Source organism: Pseudomonas entomophila L48, from assembly GCF_000026105.1.
Taxonomy (GTDB): Bacteria; Pseudomonadota; Gammaproteobacteria; order Pseudomonadales; family Pseudomonadaceae; genus Aquipseudomonas; species Aquipseudomonas entomophila.
Genome location: NC_008027.1, coordinates 4,917,416 through 4,940,979, shown reverse-complemented (window position 1 = coordinate 4,940,979; position 23,564 = coordinate 4,917,416). Strand labels below are relative to the sequence as shown.

The following is a 23,564-nucleotide window of genomic DNA, read 5'->3' as shown; positions in this document are numbered from 1 at the left end:
GTTCAGGCCCTCGCGATCTGTGGGGTGCGGCCGTCCAGGCTGAGCAACGGCGCGTACATGCTGGGGCGGCGGTCACGGTAGATGCCCCAGGTCAGGCGGTCCTCGCGCATGCGCTCCAGGTCCAGGTCGTGCAGCCAGACGCCGCTGCTGTCGCGGTCGGCCTCTTGCAGCATGGCGCCCTTGTGGTCGCAGATGAACGACGAGCCGTAGAAGCGCATCGACAGATTGTCGTCGGTGCGCGCCACTTCATGGCCGACGCGGTTGGCCGCGACCACCGGCAGCAGGTTGGCGGCGGCGTGGCCGCGCATGGCCATCTGCCAATGGTCGCGCGAATCCAGCTCGGCGGCACCCGGCTCGGAGCCGATGGCAGTGGGGAACAGCAGCACCTCGGCGCCCATCAGGGCCAGGCAGCGGGCGGTCTCGGGGAACCACTGGTCCCAGCAGATGCCGATGCCCAGGCGCCCGAAGGCGGTGTCCCAGACCTTGAAGCCGGTGTCGCCGGGGCTGAAGTACTCCTTCTCCTGGTAGCCGATGGCGTTGGGGATGTGGGTCTTGCGGTAAACACCCAGCAGGCTGCCATCGGCGTCGGCCACGGTCAGCGAATTGAAGAAGGCGTTCCCGGCGCGCTCGTACCAGCTCAGCGGCAGCACCACGCCTAGCTCCTTGGCCAGGGCGGCGAAGCGCTTGAGCAGCGGGCTGTCGTGGTAGTCCTGGGCCAGGGCCTGATGGCTGTGGCACTGCTCGATGCAGAAGTACGGGGTGGCGAACAACTCCTGCAGCAGGATCACCTGGGCGCCCTGGGCGGCGGCCCGGCGCACCAGCTGCTCGGCGCGCTCGAGGTTGGCGGCCAGGTCCCAGCTGCAGGCCATTTGCGTGGTGGCGATGCGCAGGGTGCTCATGGGCGCGCTCCCTGCCAGGCCGGCTGCTGCTGGGTGATGCAGTGGATGCCGCCGCCGCCGTGGGCGATGTGGTCGATGCGCACCGGCACGACTTCGCGGCCGGGGAAGGCCAGGGCCAGCTGCTGGGCGGCAGCCTGGTCGGCGTCGATGCCATAGGCGGGCATGATCACCGCGCCGTTGGCCAGGTAGAAGTTGGTGTACGAGGCGCAGAATACTTCCGCGTTCGGGTCGACGGCGGCGCTGGCTTCATACAGGTCGAGCAGCTCGAACGCACGGCCCTGGGCATCGGTGGCCAGTTCCAGGGCGCGGCGGTTCTCGCGGGCCACTTCGGCGTACTCCGAACCCTGGTCGTGGGTGGCGTCCACCAGCAGTACGCCGGGGCGGGCGAAGGCACACACGCCATCGACATGGCCGTCGGTCATGTCGCCGGTGACGTACTGCGGGTCGCCGGGCAGCCAGATGGTCTTGCGGATGCCCAGCAGGCGGGCGAAGCAGTCCTCGAACTCGGCCTTGCTCAGGCCCGGGTTGCGGTTGGGGTTGAGCAGCACCGACTCGGTGGTGATCAGCGTGCCTTCGCCGTCCACATGGATGGCGCCGCCTTCGTTGCACAGCGGGGTGCTCAGGCCTTCGAAACCGAGCTGGTCGAGGATGCGCCGGGCCAGGCTGCGGTCCTTGCCGTGCTCGGACTTGCCGCCCCAGGCATTGAAGCGCCAGCTCAGGCCGGCCACGCCGTGTTGCGGGTGGGTCAGGAAGGTCGGGCCGCTGTCACGGCACCAGCTGTCGTCCACGGCCAGCTCGATCAGCTCGATACCGGGGCCGCACAACTCACGGGCGATGGCGATGGCCGAGGGGTCGACCACCATCTTCACCGGCTCGAAGCGGGCGATGGTGGCCGCGACACGGGCATAGTCGCGCTGCACGTCGGCCAGGGTCACGCCCCAGCCCGATTCCCACAGCGCTTGGTTGTGTGGCCAGATCATCCAGGTGGCGGCGTGGCGGGCCCATTCGGCGGGCATGCGCCAGCCGCTGTCGAGGGACAGGGTCATAGTGAACTCCGATCTATTAGGGATTTTTATCAACGAAGCCCGCCGTCGCGGGTGTTGGTGTCAATGCTATGGCTAGGAAGCTGGCCCGACAAACGATAGATTTAGCGGATTACTGATCAGTCAGGCTTATCAGCATGCTCAAACACTGGCCCCCGCTAAACGCCCTGCGCGGCTTCGAAGCCGCCGCCCGCCTGGGCAGTTTCCACAAGGCCGCCGAGGCCCTGAACCTCACTCAATCGGCGATCAGCCAGCAGATCCGCAGCCTGGAAAGCTACCTGGAGCAGCCGTTGTTCCACCGTAGCGGGCGCAGCGTCAGCCTGACCGATGCCGGGCATGACCTGCTCAGCACTACTCAAGCCTTGCTGCAGCAACTGGCGGTGGGGATCCGTCGCCTCGATCAATACCGCAAGCCCAACCAGCTGGTGGTCAATACCACGCCGGCCTTTGCCCGGCATTGGCTGTTGCCGCGCCTGGCGGACTTCCACCAGCGTCATCCGGATGTGGACCTGTGGCTGTTCACCAGCTTCGAGGTGCCGGACATGGCCAGCGAGACCATCGACCTGGCGATTCGCGACGATATCGGGCCGCAGGCTGAATGCAGCTTTACCGTGTTGCATCAGGACCAGCTCTATCCGGCTTGCCACCCGGCGCTACCCGAGGCTGGGCGCACCACCTTGCATGGCGAGCGCGAGATGGACTGGAGCCACTGGCAACTGGAGGGTGGCGAGGCTGTTGGGCAGCAGGGCAAAGGGCTGAACTTCTCCGACCCGGGGTTGCTGCTGGAGGCGGCGGGCGAGGGGCTGGGGATTGCCCTGGTCAGCCAGTTGTTGGCGCGGCGGATGGTCGATGAGGGGCGCTTGCGGCCCTTGTCTGAGCAGCGTGTGCGCGGGCCGGTGTGGAGTTGCCTGGTGCATTGGGAAAGCCAGGAGGATCCGCTGGCGCGGCAGTTCCTGACGTGGTTGCGAGAGGCCCTGTCGCCTGCGTTGTCGTGATGGACCCGACCTTGTGGGAGCGGCCTTGTGTCGCGAAAGGGCTGCGTAGCGGCCCCAGGATTTCAGAGTTGACACAAAGATCGCCGGGGCCGCTGCGCGGCCCTTTCGCGACACAAGGCCGCTCCCACAGGATCGAGCCAGCCTTACGCTCAGAGCCGAATCAGGCTGTACAGACCATGCAGCAATCTCAATGACCTCGTAATATGTGTCGGATATCCCACGAGGGTAGTCTCACCCTCTAGATCAAACGGAACCGCCCCCTGATGCGGGCGTTTCCCCAGCCTAAACCTGACGAGGTACAGACATTGGCCATCATTCATCCCAAGGTTCGCGGTTTCATCTGCACCACGACTCACCCCAAGGGCTGCGAGCTCAACGTCCGTGACCAGATCGAAGCCACCCGCAAGCTGGGCGTGCGCGAGGATGGTCCGAAGAAAGTCCTGGTGATCGGCGCCTCCAGCGGCTACGGCCTGGCCGCGCGCATCACCGCGGCGTTCGGCTTCAAGGCCGACACCCTGGGCGTGTTCTTCGAAAAGCCGGGCACCGAGACCAAGGCCGGCACCGCCGGCTGGTACAACGCCGCCGCCTTCGACAAGTTCGCCAAGGCCGAGGGCCTGTACAGCAAGTCGATCAACGGTGACGCCTTCTCCGACGAAGCCCGCGCCAAAGTGATCGAGCTGATCAAGAACGAAATGGGCGGCAAGGTCGACCTGGTCATCTACTCCCTGGCCTCGCCAGTGCGCAAGCTGCCGCAGACCGGTGAACTGGTGCGCTCGGCGCTCAAGCCGATCGGCCAGCCGTACAAGTCGACCGCCATCGACACCAACAAGGACGTCATCATCGAGGCCAGCATCGAGCCGGCCACCGAGCAGGAAATTGCCGACACCGTCACCGTCATGGGTGGCCAGGACTGGGAACTGTGGATCGATGCCCTGAACGCTGCCGGCGTGCTGGCGCCGCAGGCCCGCACCGTGGCCTTCAGCTACATCGGCTCCGACATCACCTGGCCGATCTATTGGGACGGTGCGCTGGGCAAGGCCAAGCAGGACCTGGACGAAACCGCCCAGCGCCTGGGCAAGAAAGTCGGTGGCAGCGCCAACGTTGCGGTGCTGAAGTCGGTGGTTACCCAGGCCAGCTCGGCGATCCCGGTAATGCCGCTGTACCTGTCGATGGTCTTCAAGATCATGCAGGAGAAGGGTATCCACGAAGGTACCCAGCACCAGCTGGACCGCATGTTCCGTGACCGCATGTACCGTGAGGACGGTGCGCCGGCTGCCCTGGACGACGAAGGCCGCCTGCGTCTGGACGACTGGGAACTGCGTGATGACGTGCAGGACGCCTGCCGTGCGATGTGGCCGAAGGTGACCACCGAGAACCTGTTCGAACTGACCGACTATGCCGGTTACAAGAAGCAGTTCCTCAACCTGTTCGGCTTCGAGCGCGCTGACGTCAACTATGACGAAGACGTGGCCACCGACGTGAAGTTCGACTGCGTCGAGCTGTAAGGCCTTCTGGCTGTTCGCCGGCAAGCCGGCTCCTACGGGGCAAGCGCCGATCCTGAGATTGGCGCAGCCCTCGTAGGCGCTGGCTTGCCGGCGAAAGGGCCGTTTTGCTAGCGTGGGCGCACAACCGCAGGGAGCGCGCCATGAGCAGCCTCACTCAACCCGCCACCGCCTTTCGCCACACCGCCGCCGACGGCTACAACCTCGGGGGCTTTCGCTGGCGCCATGCCACGCCTGACCGCCAGCGCCCGCTGGTGATCATCAATGCCGCCACCTCGGTGCGCTGCCGCTACTATTCCCGCTTCGCCGACTACCTCTTCGCCCAGGGCTTCGATGTACTGACCTACGACTACCGTGGTATCGGCGAGTCGCGCCCGGCATCGCTGCGCGGCTTCCAGGCCAGCTGGAGCGACTGGGGGCGGTTGGATTTCGAGGCCATGCTGCAACTGGCCGCCGCCGAGCATCCTGATCAGCCGGTTCATGTGGTCGGGCACAGTTTCGGTGGCTGGGCGCTGGGGCTGGCGCCGTCCGCGGCGCAGGTCAGGCATGCGGTGCTGGTGGGCGCGCAGTTCGCCTACTGGCGCGATTACGCGGCCGACCAGCGCTGGCAACTGTTCGGTAAATGGCATGTGCTGATGCCGCTGCTGACGCGAGTGTTCGGATACTTTCCGGGCAAGCGCCTCGGTTGGCTGGAGGACACCCCGGCCGGGGTGGTGCGTGACTGGAGCACACGCACGCCACGCTACGAGCAGCGCCCCAGCGGGCGCTCTCTTGAAGCGCCGCCGTTCGCCCAGGTCCAGGCCGCCACCCTGGCCATCAGCCTGACCGACGACCCGTTCGGCACGGTGGCCGCGACCGAGCGCCTGTTGGGCTATCTGGACGGTGCCGTGCGCAGGCACCTGCGGCTGGCGCCTGTGGATATCTCGGTCGAGGCGATCGGCCATTTTGCCTTTTTCCACGACCGCTTCCGCGAAAGCCTGTGGCCGATCGCGCTGAGCTGGCTACAACACGCCAGCCTCCCCGCCAAGACCCCAGGCCGCGTCCTGTAGGAGCCAGCCTTGCTGGCGATGCAAGGCGCAGCCTTGCCTGCATCACACGGGCGCTTTCGCCAGCAAGGCTGGCTCCTACAGGTGGGCGTGCTGCTTCAGGCCAGGCGCGCCAGCGGCTGTTCGGCGAACTTCACGCCCGCCAGCCCATGCTTGATCAGTGCACGGATATTGCCATGGTCGCTGCCCTCGGGCGTGGCCACCACGCTGCGGTAGTGCTCGCCGAAGGCCAGCAGCGCTTCCTGGTCGCTCAATCCTTCCAGCAGGGCCAGGCCCAGGGTCTTGCACGAGCCTTCGTTCTGCCCGGCGGCATTGTGCACGTCGCCATTGTCGAAGGCCTGGGGCTGGTAGCTGTAGTGGGCGGCGACGAACGCCAGGGTGTCGGCAAACACGTGCTCGCCGCTGGCGAGGCTGCTGCGCAGGGTGTTCAGGTCAGTCACGGGGTTTTCCTTGTTCGAACGCCGCTTGCTGCTCGGCGCTGGCTTCTTTCTGGTGGAGGGCTTTCCAATCGTTGTAGGGCATGCCGTACACCTGCTCGCGGGCATCGTCCAGGCTCAGCTCGATCTGGCGATCGTCGGCGGCGGCCTTGAGCCATTTCGACAGGCAGTTGCGGCAGAAGCCGGACAGGTTCATCAGGTCGATGTTCTGCACGTCGGTGCGTTTTTGCAGGTGGTCGACCAGGCGCCGGAACGCGGCGGCTTCGAGTTCGAGCTGTTGTTGCGGGGTCATGGGCATCTCTCAGGTCATGCGGTTCTTCAGATGGCGGCCACCGTTGATGACCACCTGGCTGCCGGTGCTGTACTGGCTTTCGAGCAGGAACAGCACGGCGTCGATCAGCGGGCGGGCGCCGGGTTCGAATTCGAGCAGGGCTTTCTTCAGCGTCTGCTGGCGGTACTGCTCGTCGCCGCCTTCCTTGAGAATGAGCAGGCCCGGCAGGATACCGTTGACGCGCACCTTGGGCGCGTACTTTTCGGCGAACGACAGCACCATGTTCTGCAACGCCGCCTTGGTGGCCGCGTAGCCGATGTGGCTCTTGCTGCCGCGCGAGGAGGTCTCGTCGCAGATATGGATGATGTCGGCCTTGTCCACCCTCGTTAGCAGTTCGCCGAGGGCCAGGTTGAGGTGGTAGGGCGCCTCGACGTGCAGGCGGAACATGGTGTCGAGGTTGTCGAGGCCATCGTCGAGCCACAGCGAGGCGTTGTGGATGATCGCGCGCAGGCCGTCGTAGTGGCTGTGCAGGTGGTCGATCAGGGCCTGGCGGTCGGCGGCTTGTGTCAGGTCGGCCTGGAACTGCCGGATGTTCGGGTGCGGCGCCTGCGGGTGCAGGCTGCGGCTGGCGCTGACCACCGTATGGCCGGCCTGTGCCAGCTCAAGGGCCAGGGCCAGCCCGACGCGCTGGCTGGCTCCGGTGATGAGGATTGGGCTGTTCATGTGCGGGGCGGTCTGTTCGTCTGTCCGTGCGTGATGCCCCAGCATACCCGAACTGCGTGGCCTTGCGAGCCCGAGCCTCAGCGGCTGCGCAGGCCCGTGGGGCGCTCTTGCTGCGGGCGTGGGGCCGGGTTCAGCCAGCTGGCCAGCAAGCGGGTCGACAGGGGGATGAACAGGTACACCATGACCGGCGTCAGGGCCAGGGTGCTGAGCAGTACGCGGGGCAGCAGGTCGAGTGGCGCCAGCCAGTGGCCGAACAGCAGGTTGAACAGCAGCGAGACCGGGAAGAACGCCAGCCAGATGGCCGTGGCCTGCTTCCAGCGCGGAGGCTTTTGCACCATGTTGGTGCCGAACCAATCGTCGATGCCGCTGACGCGCCTCTCTTTGGGGCGCTCGAACAGGCCGTCGCCGCGTTGCAGCCAGGCGCGGCGCGAGGCGGAATGCTCCCAGGCGTGCAGCGTGTGCTCGTTGGTGAAGCGGAAGATGATCTGGAACTCATCGCCGTCGGTAGGTGGGGCGAGGATGCCCGAGCCGAGATAGCCGGGGAAGTCGGTGGCCAGCTGCTCGCCTTCGTGCAGCCAGGCCAGCAGGTCCTGGTAGCGGCCGTGGGCGGCGCGGCGCGACACCATCAGGGTGACGGGGGTAGACATCGTGTATCTCCTGGCGACGGGGCTGGCGGGTAGCCGGCTCCTCTTCATGCGCGGCCCGGGGTGGTGGGCGGCGCAGGCGTGCTTGCAAGAATCGGGCACGGATTATCGCCGATCGATCATGACCGGTCAGTTTCAGCCGTCAGGCGGTCGTCAGAAGGGCGCGGGGGCCTGGGCGTGCAACTCGGGGTGGGCCTGGCGATGGGCCTGCAGGATGTACTCGCGCAGCCGCTCGACTTCCTCGGCAGGGGTCTGCGACAGGTCATAGGCCGCCAGTGTGGGGTTGATGCGGCGGCGCAGCCTGCCGTGCAGCCCGATTGGCGGGATATCGCCGGGCGCGAAGCGCAGGTCGAAACGGTTGGGTGCCTTCAAGCTGCCGCGTACTTCAAGTAGCACGCCTTTGAAGGAGATGTCTCGCACCCAAAGCCCGCTGGCCTTGCCGTGATCGTCCAGCAGCGGTGAGGGCCGTTCGAGTGGCAGGCGCCAGGGCCGCAGCATGGGGCCGTCTTCGTAGATGTCCGGCGAACCCAGTTGCAGGTGCAGGGCGTGGAATTCGTCCTCGACCAGTTGCAGCGGGAAGCTCAGCTGCTGGTTGTTGAAGCTGGCCTGCAGCGTGACCTGTTCATTCGCCACCAGGCGGGTGAGGAGGTCCTTGAGACGACGGTCGCCGTTGACCAGCAGGCTCGACATGGGGTCGGCCTTGTTCAGGTGGGGCGAATGCTGCATGTCCTGGATGAAATCCAGCTCGTCCTGGGAGAGGAGGGCATCTGCTTGCATGGTCGAACTCGAAGGGGCGATCGGTATGGGCGATTTCTTCACGGCGATGGACAGTGATCCAGGGGCTTGGTTCATGCCGTTGGTCGGATCATGGTTCGATCCGACGGGTGTCTGTGACTTTGGGCGGAGGCGGCCTTTTGCCACTGTCGGATGCTAGTATCCTACGTTTTCACTCAGTTTCGGAATCCTCACCCGATGAAAGTCGCCATTATTTCCGGTTCGGTGTACGGCACCGCCGAAGAAGTCGCCCGCCACGCCGAGTCCCTGCTCAAGGCGGCAGGCTTCGAAGCCTGGCACGCTTCGCGCGCCACCCTGCAGGATCTCCAGGGTTTTGCCCCCGAAGCACTGCTGGCCGTGACCTCGACCACCGGCATGGGCGAGCTGCCCGACAACCTGATGCCGCTGTTCAGCGCCATCCGCGACACCCTGCCAGCGGCCTGGCGTGGCCTGCCAGGCGCAGTGATCGGTCTGGGCGATTCGAGCTATGGCGATACGTATTGTGGCGGCGGCGAGCAGATGCGCGAGTTGTTCGCCGAGCTGGGGGTGCGGGAGGTGCTGCCGATGCTCAAGCTCGATGCCAGCGAGACCGTGACCCCGGAGACCGATGCCGAGCCGTGGCTGGCGGAGCTTGTAGCCGTTCTCAAGGGCTAATGCGGTTCGCTTGTAGGAGCGGCTTCAGCCGCGATGCAGGCAACGCGGTACCTGGCACCCGCTTTGCGGGTGATCGCGGCTGAAGCCGCTCCTACAGGGGGCGAACCAAATTAATGCTGTTCGCGCAACAACGCCAGCCACGCCTGCGCCGCCCGCGACAGGTACGCCCCCCGCCGCCAGATGAAGGCGATATCCCACTTCAGGTAATCCGGCGCCCGCAGCGGCAGGCGCACCACCCCGGGCCGCTCCAGCGCCCGCGCCACGATGGCCGGCAACAGCACCACGCCCTGGCCTGCCGCCACCAACGCCGCGAGAAAGTCCGCCTGGCCACTGCGCCCGCCTTCCTTCGGCGTGAACCCCACCTGCTGGCAAGCGCTGAGCAGGCGATCGTTGAGCACGAAGCTGCGCTGATAAAGCAGGAACGGCGTGTCGGCCAGTTGCGCAAGTTCCACCTCGGCCTGCCCCGCCAGGATGTGATCGGACGGTAGCAAGGCCTCCAGTGCCTCGTTGCAGAACGGCTGGTATTCGAATGCCGGATCGCTGGGTGTCAGGCTGCCCCCAAGTTCCAGCTCGCCACTCCTGACCGCCTGCTCGACCATGCGGCTGCCACCTTCGAGCAATTGCACGGAAATGTTCGGGTAACGGCGCCGGTATTCGGCGAACAGCCCGGCGAACAAGGCATCGCTGCCCAGCAGCGGCAAACCGAGACGCAGTTCGCCTCGGGCCAGCTGGCCCAGGTCGTCCAGCTCATTGAGCAGCTCCTGGCGCTGGCGCATCAGCACTTCGCCACGCTGCAGGACGATGCGCCCGGCGTCTGTCAGGTGCAGCTGCGAGCCTTGCCGCTCCAGCAAAGGTTGGCCGATGGCCTGTTCCAGTTGGGCGACCTGCTTGCTCACCGCCGACTGGCTGATGTGCAGGGTACTCGCCGCCTGGGTGAAGCCCCCTCGATGAACGACTTCGATGAAGCTGCGCAGTTGTTTGAATTCCATGATCACCATTCCATTATGGAATGCCTATCAGTCTAACAATTCGCTTCTGGCCTAGGTGGCCGAATTCTACAATGGGCGCGTTGTCGAGGAATCCCGCCCATGAATGCCGAACTACTCAAGAAGACCCTCCGCCTGCTCGCCGAACTGGCGGTGCTGCTCGCCCTGTTCCTGATTGGTGGCCAACTCGCCGCCTGGCTCGCCTGGCCGATCCCTGGCGGTGTGATGGGCCTGGCCCTGTTGCTGGCGTTGTTCGCCACCGGCGTGCTCAAACCCGCCACCTTGCAACTGGGCGCCAAGTGGTTGATGGCCGAGATGCTGCTGTTCTTCATCCCGGCACTGATGAGCCTGCTGGACTACGGCAGCCTGCTGCGCAGCGAAGGCTGGCGCATCCTGCTGGTGATCGCCGTGAGCACCCTGCTGGTGATGGTGGTCACCGCCGTGACCGTGGAACTGGTGTGCCGCTGGAGGCTGCGCCATGAGCCTTGAGCCCATGCCAGTGTTCTGGCTCGCGCTGACCCTGGCGGCCTACCTGGCCAGCCGCTGGCTGTACCAACGCAGCGGGCGCTACCTGCTGTCGCCGTTGATCCTGGTGCCGGCGCTGCTGCTGGCGGTGGCCGTGCCGCTGCACACCGCCTACGCCGAATACGCCCGCAACACCCATTGGCTGATGGGCGTGCTGGGCCCGGTGACCGTGGCCTTCGCCGTGCCGATCTGGCAGCAGCGGGCGCTGCTGGCCCGGCACTGGCCGGCGCTGCTGGTGGGCATGCTGGCCGGCAGCGTGGCGTCTATCGGCAGTTCGTGGGCGCTGGCGCACCTGCTGGCGCTGGACGAGTCGGTCAGCCTGTCGCTGTTGCCGCGTTCGATCACCACGCCGTTTGCCATGCCGGTGGCCCAGGACCTGGGCGGCGTGCCGGAGCTGACTGCTGTATTTGTGATGTTCACCGGGGTGCTGGGTGCGCTGTTCGGCGGCGTGCTGCTGCGCTGGCTGCCGTTGCGCACGCCGCTGGCTCGTGGCGCGCTGTTCGGGGTCGGTGCCCATGGCGCGGGCGTGAGCCGGGCCCAGGAAGTGGGGCGCGAAGAGGGTTCGGTGGCCGGCCTGGTCATGGTCCTGACCGGTCTGCTCAACCTGCTGGCCGCGCCATTGCTGGTCATGCTGCTGTGACCGTTCGTGCCACTGACTCGCACGGTCATCAGGCTGGCTGCCAAGGCGACTTATCACCTTCGTAGGGGCTTCTAGACTGTGCCTCGACATAGAGAGCACATGCATGTGCCGAGGTGAATTGCAATGAACGCAGCCTTGCCCTATTCCGACACTTACCTATACATACCGGGACGACCGTGATGCCTCTGGCCGAGATTCCACTGTGCGTCTGGCGTACCCGGAGCCTGAGTTTCAGCTTCCGAGGCCAGAGCATCCGCTACTGGACGGCAGGGCAAGGAGAGCCACTGCTACTGCTTCACGGTTTCCCCACCGCCAGCTGGGATTGGCACTACCTGTGGGCACCGCTAACCCAACGCTACCGCGTGGTGGCCTGCGACATGCTGGGCTTTGGCGATTCTGCCAAACCCCCGAACCACGACTACAGCCTGCTGGAGCAGGCCGACCTGCAACAGGCGCTGCTCGCCCATCTGCAGATCGACCAGCCCGTGCACCTGCTGGCCCACGACTACGGTGGCAGCGTGGCCCAGGAGCTACTGGCGCGGCATCATGAGCAGCGTCTTGCGATCGCCAGCTGCGTGTTCCTGAACAGCGGGCTGTTTCCGGAAAGCTGCCGGGTGCTGCTGATCCAGAAACTGTTGCTCAGCCGCCTGGGTTGGCTGGTCGGGCGCTCGTTCGGGCGCGACGACCTGGTACGCAATGTCACCCAGGTCTACGGGCCCTGCACACACCCCAGCGAGAGCGCCCTGGATGACTACTGGAGCCTGATCGCCGCCAATCATGGCCCGCGTATCCTGCACAAACTCATCAATTTCCTGCCCGAACGTCGGGCCCAGCGTGAACGCTGGGTCAGCGCCTTGCAGCGCGCGAGCGTGCCGCTACGCTTCATCAATGGCGCGGTAGACCCGTTGTCGGGCGCGCACATGGTCGAGCGTTACCGGCAGGTGGTGCCGGAGCCGGACACCGTCGTGCTGCAGGGGATCGGCCATTACCCGCACACCGAGGCGCCGGTGCAGGTGCTGCGTCATTACCTGGCGTTTCGTGAACAGCCGTTGAGTTTCATCCCGCAGAAGGTTGCCTGGTCGTGACCGGACGAACATCGCCGGGCGTTATCGCCCGGCATTCGCCACGGTGGGCTTGATTGCCCGGCGCCCATGGCAGGCGGAGACTGGTTGAATCCATCCATTGCCTGGAGCCCTGAGCATGAGCGAGCCGGTACGTCTGCAAGATCGAGTGGTGATTGTCACGGGGGCCGGTGGCGGCCTGGGCCGGGCCCATGCGCTGTTGTTTGCCGCAAGGGGCGCCAGGGTGGTGGTCAACGACCTGGGCGGCAGCACCCATGGCGAAGGCGCCAATGCCTCGGCGGCCGACCGGGTGGTGGAGGAGATCCGCGCCGCAGGCGGTACGGCAGTGGCCAACCATGACTCGGTCACCGATGGTGCACGCATCGTCGAGCAGGCCCTGGACAGCTTCGGCCAGGTCGATGTGCTGGTGAACAACGCCGGCATCCTGCGCGACAAGACCTTCCACAAGATGGAGGACAGCGACTGGGAGCTGGTCTACCGCGTGCATGTGGAGGGCGCCTACAAGCTCACCCACGCGGCATGGCCGCACCTGCGCGCGCAGAACTGGGGGCGGGTGATCTTCACCTCGTCCACGTCGGGCATCTACGGCAATTTCGGCCAGGCCAACTACGGCATGGCCAAGCTCGGGCTCTACGGCCTGACCCGCACCCTGGCCATCGAAGGCAGCAAGAACGGCATCCTGGTCAATGCCATTGCGCCAACCGGCGCGACCCGCATGACCGAAGGGCTGATCCCGCCCCAGGTATTCGAGCGCCTCAAGCCGGAACTGATCAGCCCGCTGGTGGTGTACCTGGGCAGCGAACAGTGCCAGGACAGCGGCCAGTTGTTCGAGGTTGGTGGTGGCTGGGTCGGCAAGGTGCGCTGGGAGCGCAGCCTGGGCGTGGGCTTCGACCCGCGCGAGGGTTTCACCCCGGAGCAGGTGGCGGACAACTGGGAGCGGATCGGCGATTTTGAAGATGCAGTGCATCCGCAGGATAGCCTGCAGGCGTTGCAACAGATGATGGCGAACTTGCAGCGGTTTCCGTTGGCGTAAGCGGCATCTCTGGGAGGGGGCGACCTCTGTAGGAGCGGCTTGAGCCGCGATCACCCGCGAAGCGGGGGCCAGACCGCGTTGAATGCATCGCGGCTAAAGCCGCTCCTACAGAGGGTTTTGTTCTCTGCGCGATAGCAGCCCCCACAGGGCATGAAAATGCCGGTGATTCTTGCAGAAAATAAAAAAGGCCGCTGCAACCGCAGCGGCCAATCGAGACGTAGATCAAGGAGCTTCAAAATCAACGTCGGTGAACCATGGTGGCCCGAAAGGCGGGGGGGGAGAGCGCTTCGTGCCGACCAGTGAGGTAAGAATAAGCACTTGTTGCAGTGGGAAAAATACCGGCTTCTGACATTCTCTATTACATCGTCCGTGATAATCCTTCCGTTTTCAGGTTGTAGATCCAGAGCAGTCTTCAGCCTGCGTAGGCTAGTTGAACTTTGGCCTGTCAGGCTTTCCCTCCTCTTTCCCTCTTTTACATTGTTCATTGTCCAGGCTCCTACACGAATATTGGAGAGTGAACATGAACTTCGAGCCGCTTTCCCTGGCCGAAATCGCCGATGCCGCTGACTTTCCCGAGCAAATGCTCGGTGTCGCCAACCTGACTCCCCCCGGTACGCAGGCAACGCAATTCCAGGACGATGTGCTTAGTGCGCTTGCCTTGAGCACGCTGGCGCTCCAGGCACAGCTGAGCCGTGCGCCAAGGCCACCCGAGGACGTCGAGCAGTGGTGGTCGGAGCAGTCGGAGGTGTTATCCCAGCAGCTTCAGCAACACGTGGCGCTTGAGCTCCAGGCCAGGGCGATACAACGCCGTACTGAAGGGCCGGCCATCGAGGCACTGTTGCCCAATGGCCAAACCAGCCTGGTCATCGCCTCCGTCTCGCTGCGTACGCAGGACGACCTGAGCATACGAATTCCGGGATGCGTGGCGATGCTCGCGCCTGGGGCTGACAGCGAGGCGCCCAAGGTGGTTTACGGTTTAGGCCTGGGTAAGTGGTTCGATATCGATCAGGACTTGGCCAAGCAGATGCTTTGGGATTTGAAACAGGATGAGCAATGGTTAGCTAACTTGCTGCCGGAACAGCATGAGGCGTTGTCGAGCGCGGACGCCGTCGAGCTTGAGTTCGAACCACTGGACGAGCCATTTGAAGACTATCTGATCCGAGACATGCAGGTGCTTCAGGCATGGTTGGTCGAGCAGGCCTTGGATGAGGAGGTGGGTGATATCGAGACGGCGGTGTCGATGTACCCACTGGCCGAGCGGACACAGAAGTCGGTGGCCGATCTGTTCGAAGCCTTCCGGCGCAGGCGGATGCCGGAGTGGATGCGCAACTTGTCGGACCAGGAGCGCAAGCGGATCGCCGAGCTCGACGAGGTGCTGGCCCAGGCGCAGGAGGCCCTTGTGCAGCACACCGGGCACACCGACTTTCACGGGTATGCCCTGCAGAAGATGAACGAATGGCTCGAGGCGGCCGGTGTCATGGATGTTTCCGCGCAGGACATCGAACTGCACGTCAGCCATGACTTCGTTGCCGAGGGGAAGACGCATGCGACCAGCTTGCTGGAGTGGGTATGTGGCGGCGCCTACCTCGGCGATCACCTGACGGTGGAGTGTACCAGTGAAGACCTGCGGGAGGTGTTGACGCCAGAGCATCTGGCGCAGATGGCACAAGCGCTGGACCTTCAGGCGAGCTATGCCGAAATGGTCGAGAACGCTTACCAGGGGGATGCCACTGACACGCTGTTGCGCGAAACGCTGGACGCCAAGCTGCGGCTTGCGATCCAGGCGGCCGACTATCAAGGGCTCGACCGGCGTGGGGTGGCCCTGCTCGAGGCTGCCTTGGAAAACGACTGGTCAGGCTCGTCGATGGGGATCGCGGGGGTGTGCATCCTGCACGACGATCATCAGTTCTCCCTCACCAATCACCTGTGCCTGAGCAACGACGACGGCTACCTCCTTTACGCGCCGGGCTCGCCGAAAGGAGATTTCCGCTTTTTCACATCGATGGAGGCATTGAGCTTCGGTGTGGGTGAGTTGACCGCCACCGCCGAGGGCAATGCCTATCTGTTGGAGCATGGGCTGCACGACGATCGTCTTGAACTGGACAGGTTCCTCCGGCTGATCCAGCGTCTGCCTTCTGCCTGGTCTGGGCAAACCGTGAGCTTGCAAGACGCTCAGGCCGAAAACTGGAATGAAGTGGTTGAAGTGTGGGCGGTGTTGAAGAAGGAGAAGATCAAGGATGACCTCAAGGCGATCAGGCCTGAAGCGTATCCCCATGCCGACGCATCCAAGCTGCAGCGCGTGACGGATCTTGGTCATGAACTGCGGGTGCTGGCGCAGGAATATCAGGCCGTCGTGAATATCCCCACCGCCGAAGTGTATTTCCACAAGGCTGCGGATGATTTGCTCAATGTGGGGGGCGTGGGGTCGTGGATCGACCCTGATACTGTTGTGGTCGAGCAAGACAACGGTGAGAGGCAGGCGCTGGTCAGCCTGCTGATCGAGTCCGGTGAGAGTTTCTTCACGCCCAGTGTCACCCGGCTTCACTCGACCGTTGGCCAGGACTTGTCGCATCTGAACAAGATGGTGATCGAGCGATGCATGCGTGAGCGCACGATCCAGATCAGCTATCAGTCAGGACTGGAGCAGCTCTACCTTGGGCCGGACGATCGGATTGACACACCTGTGCTGGAACTGCATCGGTACCTGTTGGGGTTGACCCTGCAGCGTGATTGCCTGGTCGAGATCATGCGTGGATCAGTTCAGGATCCGGCGCATGTCGAATGGCTGTCCGAGGTATGCGCGCAGTTCAATGAGGGCAGTTTCATCGAAGACTGCAAGCTGGCAGAACTGATGATCAACGGCTGCCCGATTCAGGGGGCTTACTTGCTTCAGTCCGAGGCGGCACAAGGCACGTTGGTCTATCTGACCGATGGTCCACGAGGGTGCTCGCTGCTGACCGCGTGGGACTTTGCCCAGCAATGGCAGGGGGACGACATCCAGGATTGGATGTTCAAGCACATCCCGGTGGCGCAGGAGGAAAAGATCCATGCGCTGTTGAGGGAGCTTGCCAACGACAACGAGGACGATCCGACGGGGTTCAAGGGCTACGAGCGAATACTCTTTTCGCTGCGGGCCTATCGCAATATCGACCACCTGGGGGCTTCGCTACGCGGTCAGCTGCGGCAACTGCTCGATGAGGCCGAAAGCAATGCCCGGGGTGTGCTGGCGCGTATCGGCTGGCAGATCTATTCGCACCTGTGGACGATCCTGAAAGTCGTGACCTTGCCGTTCCCCCCTGCACGTCTGGTGATTGGCTTCGTCGATGCAGTCTATAGCTTCTACAAGGCAGCCGTGGCGCTTTGCGATGGCGATCAGTTCTTGGCGATCAAACTCTACGTGACCGGCACGCTCGCCTTCCCTGGCATCATCGATGCGTTGAAACCGTTGGCCCAGGCAGTGCTCATCACGCCGGTCATGAAGGTCTGGTCGAATCTGTTCCCAGGCCCATCGTCGCCTTGGTTCAGCAAACTCAAGACGTTCATCCTGACCCACAAGCTGGAAAGACGAATCACCATGGAGATAGGCGGCGAAGTCGTTTCGGGGCTTTACGAAAAGTTCGACAAGGAACTGCTGCTCTACACCGCCTACATCGCCCTGGGAAAGGAGCCTGATCGCCTGACGGCCTAAGGCTGGTAGCCCATCCGCCTGCTGACCGCCTCCACGGCGGCCAGCAGGCGCTGCGCCGCAGGCCCCTGTTCATCGGCATGGAAGATCGAGGTCGGCCCGACCACGGTCATCACTGCGGCAATCTGGCCCATGGCGTTGAACACCGGGGCGGACAGTGCATCCACCCCGGGCATCAGCAGGCCGTGCACATGGTGCAGGCCACGCTGACGGATCTGTGCCAGCAGTGCCGTGTAGTCGTCGGCAGTCTGCTGCCGCGCGGCCAGTTCCTGGTCGCGCAACTCGACGGTTTCCCGCTCCGGCAAGTGGGCGGCGAACACCAGCCCGGTGGACGAGCTCAGCAGCGGCAGCACCGAGCCGATCTGCGTCACCACCGTCACCGCGCGCACCGCAGGCTCGATGCTCACCACTGTCGCGCCCTGGTTGCCCCACACCGCGATGAAGCAGCTTTCGTTGAGTTCGTCGCGCAACTGCGACAGCGGCAGCGCCGCCACCTTCAGCACATCGATGCTGCCCAGCGCCGCCATGCCCACGCGCAACGCCTCGCGGCCCAGCCCGTAATGGTTGGTGGCCGGGTCCTGCTCGGCGAAGCCGCTGGCGATCAGCGCCTGCAGGTACCGGTGCACCTTGCTTGCCGGCATCTGCACATGCTCGGCCAGGCGCGACAGCGAAGTAGAGGGGGAGAGTTCAGCCAAGGCCTTGAGGATGTCGGTACCGACTTCCGCCGAGCGGACCTTCTGTTTGCCGTTGTCGGCGGTGGTGCTGGCTTTGGCCATGAGGGACTTCTACGCAGATTTCATTGGGTGGCGCCTTTATAGCTTGACGCCTGCGCACGAGCAAATTACGTTATTCGTAATCTGATTACGATAAAAACAATGCAGACGCGCTGCCACCCCCGTGCCAGTCTCCGGATCGGGCCAGCAGCCAGCTGCCAGCAACGGCTCCGCGCGAGCCCGGAGGCCCCGATGACCCGCGACACATCACCCCAACTTCAGTACCTGAGCGGCTTCGGTAACGAATTCGCCAGCGAAGCCCTGCCCGGCGCCTTGCCGGTGGGGCAGAACTCGCCGCAGAAGGCGCCCTACGGGCTGTACGCCGAGTTGCTGTCGGGCACTGCGTTCACCATGACCCGCAGCGAACTGCGTCGCACCTGGCTGTACCGCATCCGCCCGTCGGCGCTGCACCCACGCTTCGAGCGCCTGGAGCGCCAGCCGCTGACCGGCGCGCTGGGCGCCATCACCCCCAACCGCCTGCGCTGGAGCCCCCAGCCGATGCCGGCCGAGCCCACCGACTTCATCGAAGGCTGGCTGCCGATGGTGGCCAACTCGGCTTCCGAGAAACCGGCGGGGGTAAGCATCTACATCTACCGCGCCAACCGCTCCATGGAGCGGGTGTTCTTCAACGCCGACGGCGAACTGCTACTGGTGCCCGAGCAGGGCCGCCTGCGCATCGCCACCGAGCTGGGCGTGCTGGAAGTCGAGCCGCTGGAGATCGCGGTGATTCCGCGCGGCATGAAATTCCGCGTCGAACTGCTCGACGACCAGGCCCGTGGCTACATCGCCGAAAACCACGGGGCGCCGCTGCGCATCCCGGACCTGGGGCCGATCGGCAGCAACGGGCTGGCCAACCCACGTGACTTCCTCACCCCGGTGGCGCACTACGAAGAGACCAGCGGCCCGGTACAGCTGGTGCAGAAATTCCTTGGCGAGCATTGGGCCTGCGAGCTGCAGCACTCGCCGCTGGACGTGGTCGCCTGGCACGGCAGCAACGTGCCGTACAAGTACGACCTGCGCCGCTTCAACACCATCGGCACCGTCAGCTTCGACCACCCCGACCCGTCGATCTTCACCGTGCTCACCTCGCCGACCAGCGTCCACGGCATGGCCAACATGGACTTCGTGATCTTCCCGCCGCGCTGGATGGTGGCCGAGAACACCTTCCGCCCACCATGGTTCCACCGCAACCTGATGAACGAGTTCATGGGCCTGATCCAGGGCGCCTACGACGCCAAGGCCGAAGGCTTCCTGCCCGGCGGCGCCTCGCTGCACGGGGTGATGAGCGCCCATGGCCCGGACGCCGAGACCTGCGACAAGGCCATCTCGGTGGACCTGGCGCCGCACAAGATCGACAACACCATGGCCTTCATGTTCGAGACCAGCCAAGTGCTGCGCCCGAGCCGCCAGGCCCTCGAAAGCCCGCAGTTGCAGGCCGACTACGATAGTTGCTGGGCCACCTTGCCGAGCACCTTCAACCCGAACCGGAGATAACCGATGAACCAGACCGCCAACGCCCGTAGCTGGGTCGAGCACGCCAACGGGCACCGCGACTTCCCGCTGCAGAACCTGCCTCTGGGCATCTTCAGCCGCCCAGGGCAGGCGCCGCGTTGCGGCGTGGCCATCGGCGACGCCATCCTTGACCTGGAAGCCGTGCTGGCCGCCGGGCTGTTCGACGGCCAGGCCAAGGCCGCCGTCGAGGCCACCCAAGAGGGGGCGCTGAACGCCTTCTTCGCCCTGGGCCGCCCGGCCCGCGTGGCCCTGCGCGAGCGCCTGCTGGCGCTGCTGGGTGAAGGCAGCGAGCACCAGGCTGCATTGAAGGCCGCGCTGTATCCGGCCGCTGAATGCCAATTGCACTTGCCAGCGAAAATTGGTGACTACACCGACTTCTACGTGGGCATCGAGCACGCCAAGAATGTCGGCAAGCTGTTCCGCCCGGACAACCCGCTGCTGCCCAACTACAAGCACGTGCCGATCGGTTACCACGGCCGCGCCTCGACCATCCGCCCGTCCGGCACCGACGTGCGCCGCCCCAAGGGCCAGACCCTGCCGGCCGGCCAGACCGAACCGAACTTCGGCCCCTGCGCGCGCCTGGACTACGAGCTGGAGCTGGGGATCTGGATCGGCCAGGGCAACGAGATGGGCCAGCCGATCCCGATTGGCGACGCCGCCGAGCACGTGGCGGGCTTCTGCCTGCTCAACGACTGGTCGGCGCGTGATATCCAGGCCTGGGAATACCAGCCGCTGGGCCCGTTCCTGTCCAAGAGCTTCATCACCACGGTATCGCCGTGGGTGGTGACCGCCGAGGCCCTGGAGCCGTTCCGCTGCGCCCAGCCGGCGCGCCCGGAGGGTGATCCGCAGCCGCTGTCCTACCTGCTGGACAAGCGCGACCAGGCCGCTGGCGCCTTCGACATCGAGCTGGAAGTGCTGCTGCTGACCGCAGGCATGCGCGAGCAGAACCTGCCGGCCCATCGCCTGACCTTGAGCAACACCCGCAGCATGTACTGGACCGTGGCGCAGATGGTTGCCCACCACAGCGTCAACGGCTGCCAGCTGCAACCGGGCGACCTGTTCGGCTCGGGCACCCTGTCGGGTGCGGCGCCGGGTTCGTTCGGCAGCCTGCTGGAGATCACCGAGGGCGGCAAGCACCCGGTGGAGCTGGCCAGCGGCGAGGTGCGCAAGTTCCTCGAGGACGGTGACGAGATCATCCTGCGCGCCCGTTGCGTGCGCGATGGCGTGGCCAGCATCGGCTTCGGCGAGTGCCGCGGCACCGTCGTCGCGGCCAGATAAGGGGGCGGGGCGATGGAGCTGTTCACTTACTACCGTTCCACCTCGTCGTACCGCGTGCGCATCGCCCTGGCGCTCAAGGGCCTGGATTACCAGGCCGAGCCGGTGAACCTGCTCAAGGGCGAGCAGCGTGGCGAGCAATACCTGGCACTCAACCCGCAAGGGCGGGTGCCGGCCCTGCGCACTGACGACGGCGAGTTGCTGGTGCAATCGCCGGCGATCATCGAGTACATGGAGGAGGTTTATCCACAGCCTGCACTGCTGCCGACCTCCGCCGAGGCCCGGGCCAAGGTGCGCGGCGTGGCGGCGATCATCGGTTGCGATATTCATCCGCTGCACAATGTCAGCGTGCTCAATCAGCTACGTCAGCTGGGGCATGACGAAACCCAGGTCAACCAGTGGATCGGCCACTGGATCAGCCAGGGGCTGGCGGCGATCGAGCAACTGATCGGCGATGACGGCTTCTGCTTCGGCGCCACGCCGGGGCTGGCCGATGTCTACCTGATCCCGCAGTTGTATGCGGCCGAGCGCTTCAACATCGACCTTGCCGGCTACCCGCGCATTCGCCGGGTCGCCGCCTTGGCCGAGCAGCACCCGGCCTTCCAGAAAGCCCACCCGGCGAGGCAGCCCGACACCCCCAACTGAACACCAACTCATTGTGTTGGCTGGAAACCCGTTCTCACAGGGTGCCGCGTCAACCTTGTAGGAGCCGGCTTGCCGGCGAACACCGGCAAAGCCGGTGCCATGCACCGTGGTGCCTGGTTCGCCGGCAAGCCGGCTCCTACACATACCATCGCGTTCCTATGGCATAACAACAAAAGACAGGTACCTTGCGATGCACAACCAGATAGCCAGCTTTCGCGCGGCGCTCGACGCGCGCCCGGTGTCACCCTACCAGTGGCGCCTGCTGCTGCTGTTGATCCTGCTGTTGGTCACCGATGGTTATGATGCCCAGGTGCTGGGCTACGTGATTCCCGCGCTGGCCCAGGACTGGGGGCTGGAGAAGGCCGCCTTCGGGCCGGTGTTCAGCGCCAACCTGTTCGGCCTGACGGTCGGCTCGCTGGCGGTGACGCCCTTGGCTGACCGCTTCGGTGTACGTCGGGTGCTGCTGTGCTGCATACTGCTGTACGCCAGCCTGACGGTGCTGATGGTGTTCGCTACTTCCCTCGACAGCTTGATGCTGGCGCGATTCCTCTGCGGTATCGGTATGGGCGGCGCCATGCCCAGTGCCATGGCGTTGATGGCCGACTACGCGCCGCCGCGCCTACGCACATTGATGGTGACCCTGGCCGCTTGCGGCTTTTCGCTGGGAGGCGCTGCGGGCGGTTTCGTCGCGGCGGGCTTCATCGACCAGCACGGCTGGCAGGCAGTGTTCCTCGCCGGCGGGGTGGCGCCGTTGCTGTTGTTCCCTTTCCTGGCTTTGTACCTGCCCGAGTCGCTGCCACGCTTGCTGCGCGATGCACCGCCGTACGCTCGGTTGCAACGAATTGTCGCCCGCTTGCTGCCAGGCTGGCAGGTTCCAATGGCCCAAGTCGCCACCGATGAACCCGCAGACAGCAAGCTCACCATGGTGGCGTTGTTCCGCGACGGTTTCGCCCGGCCAACCTTGCTGCTGTGGGGCACTTTCTTCGTCAGCCTGATCCTGCTGTATTTCATGATCAGCTGGCTGCCGTCGCTGTTGCAGGAAAGCGGGCTGGCACTGAACCAGGCCAACCTCGTCACTTCGCTGTTCCTGTTCGCCGGCACCTTCGGCGCGGTGTGCCTGGCCTGGTGCGCCGACCGCATGAAGAACAAGGCCCGCCTGTTGGCCGGCGTGTTGTTGGGGGCGGCGGTGTTCAGCGTGCTGGTCGGCCTGAACCACGACGACCCACGCTGGCTGGTGCCCAGCGTGTTCGCCGCAGGCTTCTGCATCATCGGCGGGCAACTGACGCTCAATGCCTTCGTCAGCAACTTCTACCCGGCCCAGGTGCGTGCCACCGGCACCGGTTGGGCGCTGGGCGTCGGGCGTTTCGGTTCGATCCTCGGGCCGCTGATCGGCAGCCTGCTGCTGACCCTGCACATGCCGGTGGAGCAGATCTTCTTCTTCTGCGCCATTCCGGCGTTGCTGGGGGCGCTGCTGGTCAGCCAGGTACGGGCGCCACGGCCGCGTGAAGTGGCGCCCAAGGGTGAAGCACTAATGGATTGAGCGCTTGCCGCTGGGCAGTTGGCCGAGCCGTTCACCAAGCTTGAGGCGCTGCACCGGGTCGTCGGTCAGCAGCAGGGCGTGCTCCAGGTCGAAGCGTTCGGCCTGGGGGCAATCCAGGTGTTGGTACAGGGTGGCGCGGGCCAGGTAGTCGCCGACCTGCACCGGGCCCAGCTGCATGACCCGCTCGGCATCGATCAGTGCGGCCAGGTCGTTATCGTTGCTGCTGTGCAGCTGGCGCAGGTTGCGTGACAGGCGCTGCAGCATCTGTATCGGCGAGGCGCTGCGCAGGTGCTCGGCGGTCAGCGTGACCTGCGGGCCGAACTGGCGGGCCAGCAGGTCGCGGCAGTCGTTGGGGTAGAGGCGGCGGCCCCCACAAGGGTCGAGCAGGTGATCGGCGCCGGGTACGCGCAGCAGGAAGTGGCCGGGGAAGTTGACCCCCTCCAGCGGTATCGACAGGCACCGCGCCAGCTCCAGGGCCAGGATGGCCAGGGGCAGCGGCTGGCCACGGCGGCGTTGCAGCACCTTGTCCATCAGGGCCGCCTGCGGGCGCAGCGGTTGGTATTCGTCTTGCTGGTAACCCAGGGCATTCAGCTGGCGCAGCAGTGGCTGGGCCAGCTCATTGAGCGGCAGCATCGGCAGGCTGGCGCTGACCTCGCGCTGCAACTCGTGCAGGCGGGCAAGGCCGGCTGCGGGCTCGACGGCCCGGTCATGCTCGGCGGCGATCCACAGGGCGGCTTCCAGCAGGGCGGCTGGCTCGCGTTCCAGGCAGGCCAGGCAGGCTTGGCGTGGGTTCATGGCACCTCTCCATCACGCTTAACTTGTAGCCCTGGCGCCGGTTTTCGTCCAGTGGTCCGACCGCGTCGCGGCCGGTATCGGCCTG

Annotated in this window: 23 protein-coding genes; 13 read left to right on the top strand and 10 right to left on the bottom strand. The window is 65.1% G+C overall.

What is annotated here, in order from left to right:
- Positions 1 to 2: 2 nt before the first annotated feature.
- Complete coding sequence (aguB, locus tag PSEEN_RS21425; RefSeq protein WP_011535669.1) at positions 3 to 899, bottom strand: N-carbamoylputrescine amidase; 897 nt, start codon at positions 897 to 899, stop codon at positions 3 to 5.
- On the bottom strand, positions 896 to 1,945 hold the full coding sequence (locus tag PSEEN_RS21420; protein WP_011535668.1) for an agmatine deiminase family protein: 1,050 nt from the start codon (positions 1,943 to 1,945) through the stop codon (positions 896 to 898). Before PSEEN_RS21420 ends, aguB begins: the two co-directional genes overlap by 4 nt.
- A 134-nt stretch (positions 1,946 to 2,079) precedes the next feature.
- On the opposite strand from PSEEN_RS21420, the gene PSEEN_RS21415 reads away from it, so the two are divergent.
- The 3 genes from PSEEN_RS21415 to PSEEN_RS21405 all read left to right on the top strand — a co-directional run bounded on the left by PSEEN_RS21415 (position 2,080) and on the right by PSEEN_RS21405 (position 5,488).
- The gene (locus PSEEN_RS21415) at positions 2,080 to 2,937 is read left to right on the top strand and encodes a LysR substrate-binding domain-containing protein (RefSeq protein WP_011535667.1); all 858 of its coding nucleotides are present in this window, start codon (positions 2,080 to 2,082) and stop codon (positions 2,935 to 2,937) included.
- A gap of 305 nt (positions 2,938 to 3,242) precedes the next feature.
- Positions 3,243 to 4,442: an enoyl-ACP reductase FabV gene (gene fabV, locus PSEEN_RS21410; protein WP_197533003.1), complete on the top strand. Its 1,200-nt coding sequence runs from the start codon at positions 3,243 to 3,245 to the stop codon at positions 4,440 to 4,442.
- Positions 4,443 to 4,582: 140 nt separating this feature from the next.
- A complete protein-coding gene (locus PSEEN_RS21405) occupies positions 4,583 to 5,488 on the top strand; it encodes an alpha/beta hydrolase family protein (protein WP_011535665.1) in 906 nt (301 codons plus the stop codon).
- Between the two features lie 95 nt (positions 5,489 to 5,583).
- Here the strand turns inward: PSEEN_RS21405 and PSEEN_RS21400 are convergent, their stop codons facing one another.
- The 5 genes from PSEEN_RS21400 to PSEEN_RS21380 form a co-directional block, all read right to left on the bottom strand.
- Positions 5,584 to 5,925 (bottom strand): HopJ type III effector protein, encoded by a 342-nt coding sequence (locus PSEEN_RS21400; RefSeq protein WP_011535664.1) that lies wholly within the window; start codon positions 5,923 to 5,925, stop codon positions 5,584 to 5,586.
- Complete coding sequence (locus PSEEN_RS21395) at positions 5,918 to 6,214, bottom strand: DUF1244 domain-containing protein (protein ID WP_011535663.1); 297 nt, start codon at positions 6,212 to 6,214, stop codon at positions 5,918 to 5,920. Before PSEEN_RS21395 ends, PSEEN_RS21400 begins: the two co-directional genes overlap by 8 nt.
- A 9-nt stretch (positions 6,215 to 6,223) precedes the next feature.
- Positions 6,224 to 6,961 (bottom strand): dihydromonapterin reductase, encoded by a 738-nt coding sequence (gene folM / locus PSEEN_RS21390; protein WP_083789200.1) that lies wholly within the window; start codon positions 6,959 to 6,961, stop codon positions 6,224 to 6,226.
- A gap of 32 nt (positions 6,962 to 6,993) precedes the next feature.
- A complete protein-coding gene (locus PSEEN_RS21385; RefSeq protein WP_011535661.1) occupies positions 6,994 to 7,563 on the bottom strand; it encodes a putative antibiotic biosynthesis monooxygenase in 570 nt (189 codons plus the stop codon).
- A gap of 150 nt (positions 7,564 to 7,713) precedes the next feature.
- Positions 7,714 to 8,337 carry a PilZ domain-containing protein gene (locus PSEEN_RS21380; RefSeq protein ID WP_011535660.1) on the bottom strand — a complete coding sequence of 208 codons (624 nt, stop codon included), beginning with the start codon at positions 8,335 to 8,337 and terminating at the stop codon, positions 7,714 to 7,716.
- A gap of 195 nt (positions 8,338 to 8,532) precedes the next feature.
- Here PSEEN_RS21380 and PSEEN_RS21375 point away from each other — a divergent pair, with 195 nt between their 5' ends.
- Positions 8,533 to 8,988, top strand: a complete 456-nt coding sequence (locus tag PSEEN_RS21375; protein WP_011535659.1) for a flavodoxin — start codon at positions 8,533 to 8,535, stop codon at positions 8,986 to 8,988.
- Positions 8,989 to 9,098: 110 nt separating this feature from the next.
- On the opposite strand, the gene PSEEN_RS21370 is transcribed toward PSEEN_RS21375, so the two are convergent.
- On the bottom strand, positions 9,099 to 9,977 hold the full coding sequence (locus PSEEN_RS21370) for a LysR family transcriptional regulator (protein WP_011535658.1): 879 nt from the start codon (positions 9,975 to 9,977) through the stop codon (positions 9,099 to 9,101).
- A 99-nt stretch (positions 9,978 to 10,076) separates the two neighbouring features.
- On the opposite strand from PSEEN_RS21370, the gene PSEEN_RS21365 reads away from it, so the two are divergent.
- The 5 genes from PSEEN_RS21365 (at position 10,077) to PSEEN_RS21345 (ending at position 16,942) form a co-directional block, all read left to right on the top strand.
- Positions 10,077 to 10,463 carry a CidA/LrgA family protein gene (locus PSEEN_RS21365; RefSeq protein ID WP_011535657.1) on the top strand — a complete coding sequence of 129 codons (387 nt, stop codon included), beginning with the start codon at positions 10,077 to 10,079 and terminating at the stop codon, positions 10,461 to 10,463.
- Positions 10,453 to 11,139 (top strand): LrgB family protein, encoded by a 687-nt coding sequence (locus PSEEN_RS21360; protein WP_011535656.1) that lies wholly within the window; start codon positions 10,453 to 10,455, stop codon positions 11,137 to 11,139. The genes PSEEN_RS21365 and PSEEN_RS21360 overlap by 11 nt, the downstream gene beginning before the upstream one ends.
- A 179-nt stretch (positions 11,140 to 11,318) precedes the next feature.
- Positions 11,319 to 12,224, top strand: coding sequence for an alpha/beta fold hydrolase (locus tag PSEEN_RS21355; protein WP_011535655.1), 906 nt, complete (start codon positions 11,319 to 11,321; stop codon positions 12,222 to 12,224).
- 115 nt (positions 12,225 to 12,339) lie between these two features.
- Complete coding sequence (locus tag PSEEN_RS21350; RefSeq protein WP_011535654.1) at positions 12,340 to 13,254, top strand: SDR family oxidoreductase; 915 nt, start codon at positions 12,340 to 12,342, stop codon at positions 13,252 to 13,254.
- A gap of 520 nt (positions 13,255 to 13,774) precedes the next feature.
- A complete protein-coding gene (locus PSEEN_RS21345; RefSeq protein ID WP_011535653.1) occupies positions 13,775 to 16,942 on the top strand; it encodes a dermonecrotic toxin domain-containing protein in 3,168 nt (1,055 codons plus the stop codon).
- On the opposite strand, the gene PSEEN_RS21340 is transcribed toward PSEEN_RS21345, so the two are convergent.
- Positions 16,939 to 17,715 carry an IclR family transcriptional regulator gene (locus tag PSEEN_RS21340; protein ID WP_011535652.1) on the bottom strand — a complete coding sequence of 259 codons (777 nt, stop codon included), beginning with the start codon at positions 17,713 to 17,715 and terminating at the stop codon, positions 16,939 to 16,941. The genes PSEEN_RS21345 and PSEEN_RS21340 overlap by 4 nt on opposite strands.
- Positions 17,716 to 17,904: 189 nt before the next feature.
- Between PSEEN_RS21340 and hmgA the strand changes: the two genes are divergently transcribed.
- From hmgA to PSEEN_RS21320, 4 genes are all read left to right on the top strand, one after another.
- On the top strand, positions 17,905 to 19,206 hold the full coding sequence (gene hmgA, locus PSEEN_RS21335) for a homogentisate 1,2-dioxygenase (protein ID WP_011535651.1): 1,302 nt from the start codon (positions 17,905 to 17,907) through the stop codon (positions 19,204 to 19,206).
- A gap of 3 nt (positions 19,207 to 19,209) precedes the next feature.
- The gene (gene fahA / locus PSEEN_RS21330; protein ID WP_011535650.1) at positions 19,210 to 20,502 is read left to right on the top strand and encodes a fumarylacetoacetase; all 1,293 of its coding nucleotides are present in this window, start codon (positions 19,210 to 19,212) and stop codon (positions 20,500 to 20,502) included.
- Positions 20,503 to 20,514: 12 nt separating this feature from the next.
- A complete protein-coding gene (gene maiA / locus PSEEN_RS21325) occupies positions 20,515 to 21,144 on the top strand; it encodes a maleylacetoacetate isomerase (protein WP_011535649.1) in 630 nt (209 codons plus the stop codon).
- A 190-nt stretch (positions 21,145 to 21,334) separates the two neighbouring features.
- Positions 21,335 to 22,684, top strand: a complete 1,350-nt coding sequence (locus PSEEN_RS21320) for an MFS transporter (RefSeq protein WP_011535648.1) — start codon at positions 21,335 to 21,337, stop codon at positions 22,682 to 22,684.
- Here PSEEN_RS21320 and PSEEN_RS21315 read toward each other — a convergent pair.
- The gene (locus PSEEN_RS21315; RefSeq protein WP_011535647.1) at positions 22,673 to 23,479 is read right to left on the bottom strand and encodes a SirB1 family protein; all 807 of its coding nucleotides are present in this window, start codon (positions 23,477 to 23,479) and stop codon (positions 22,673 to 22,675) included. The genes PSEEN_RS21320 and PSEEN_RS21315 overlap by 12 nt on opposite strands.
- Positions 23,480 to 23,564 lie beyond the last annotated feature (85 nt).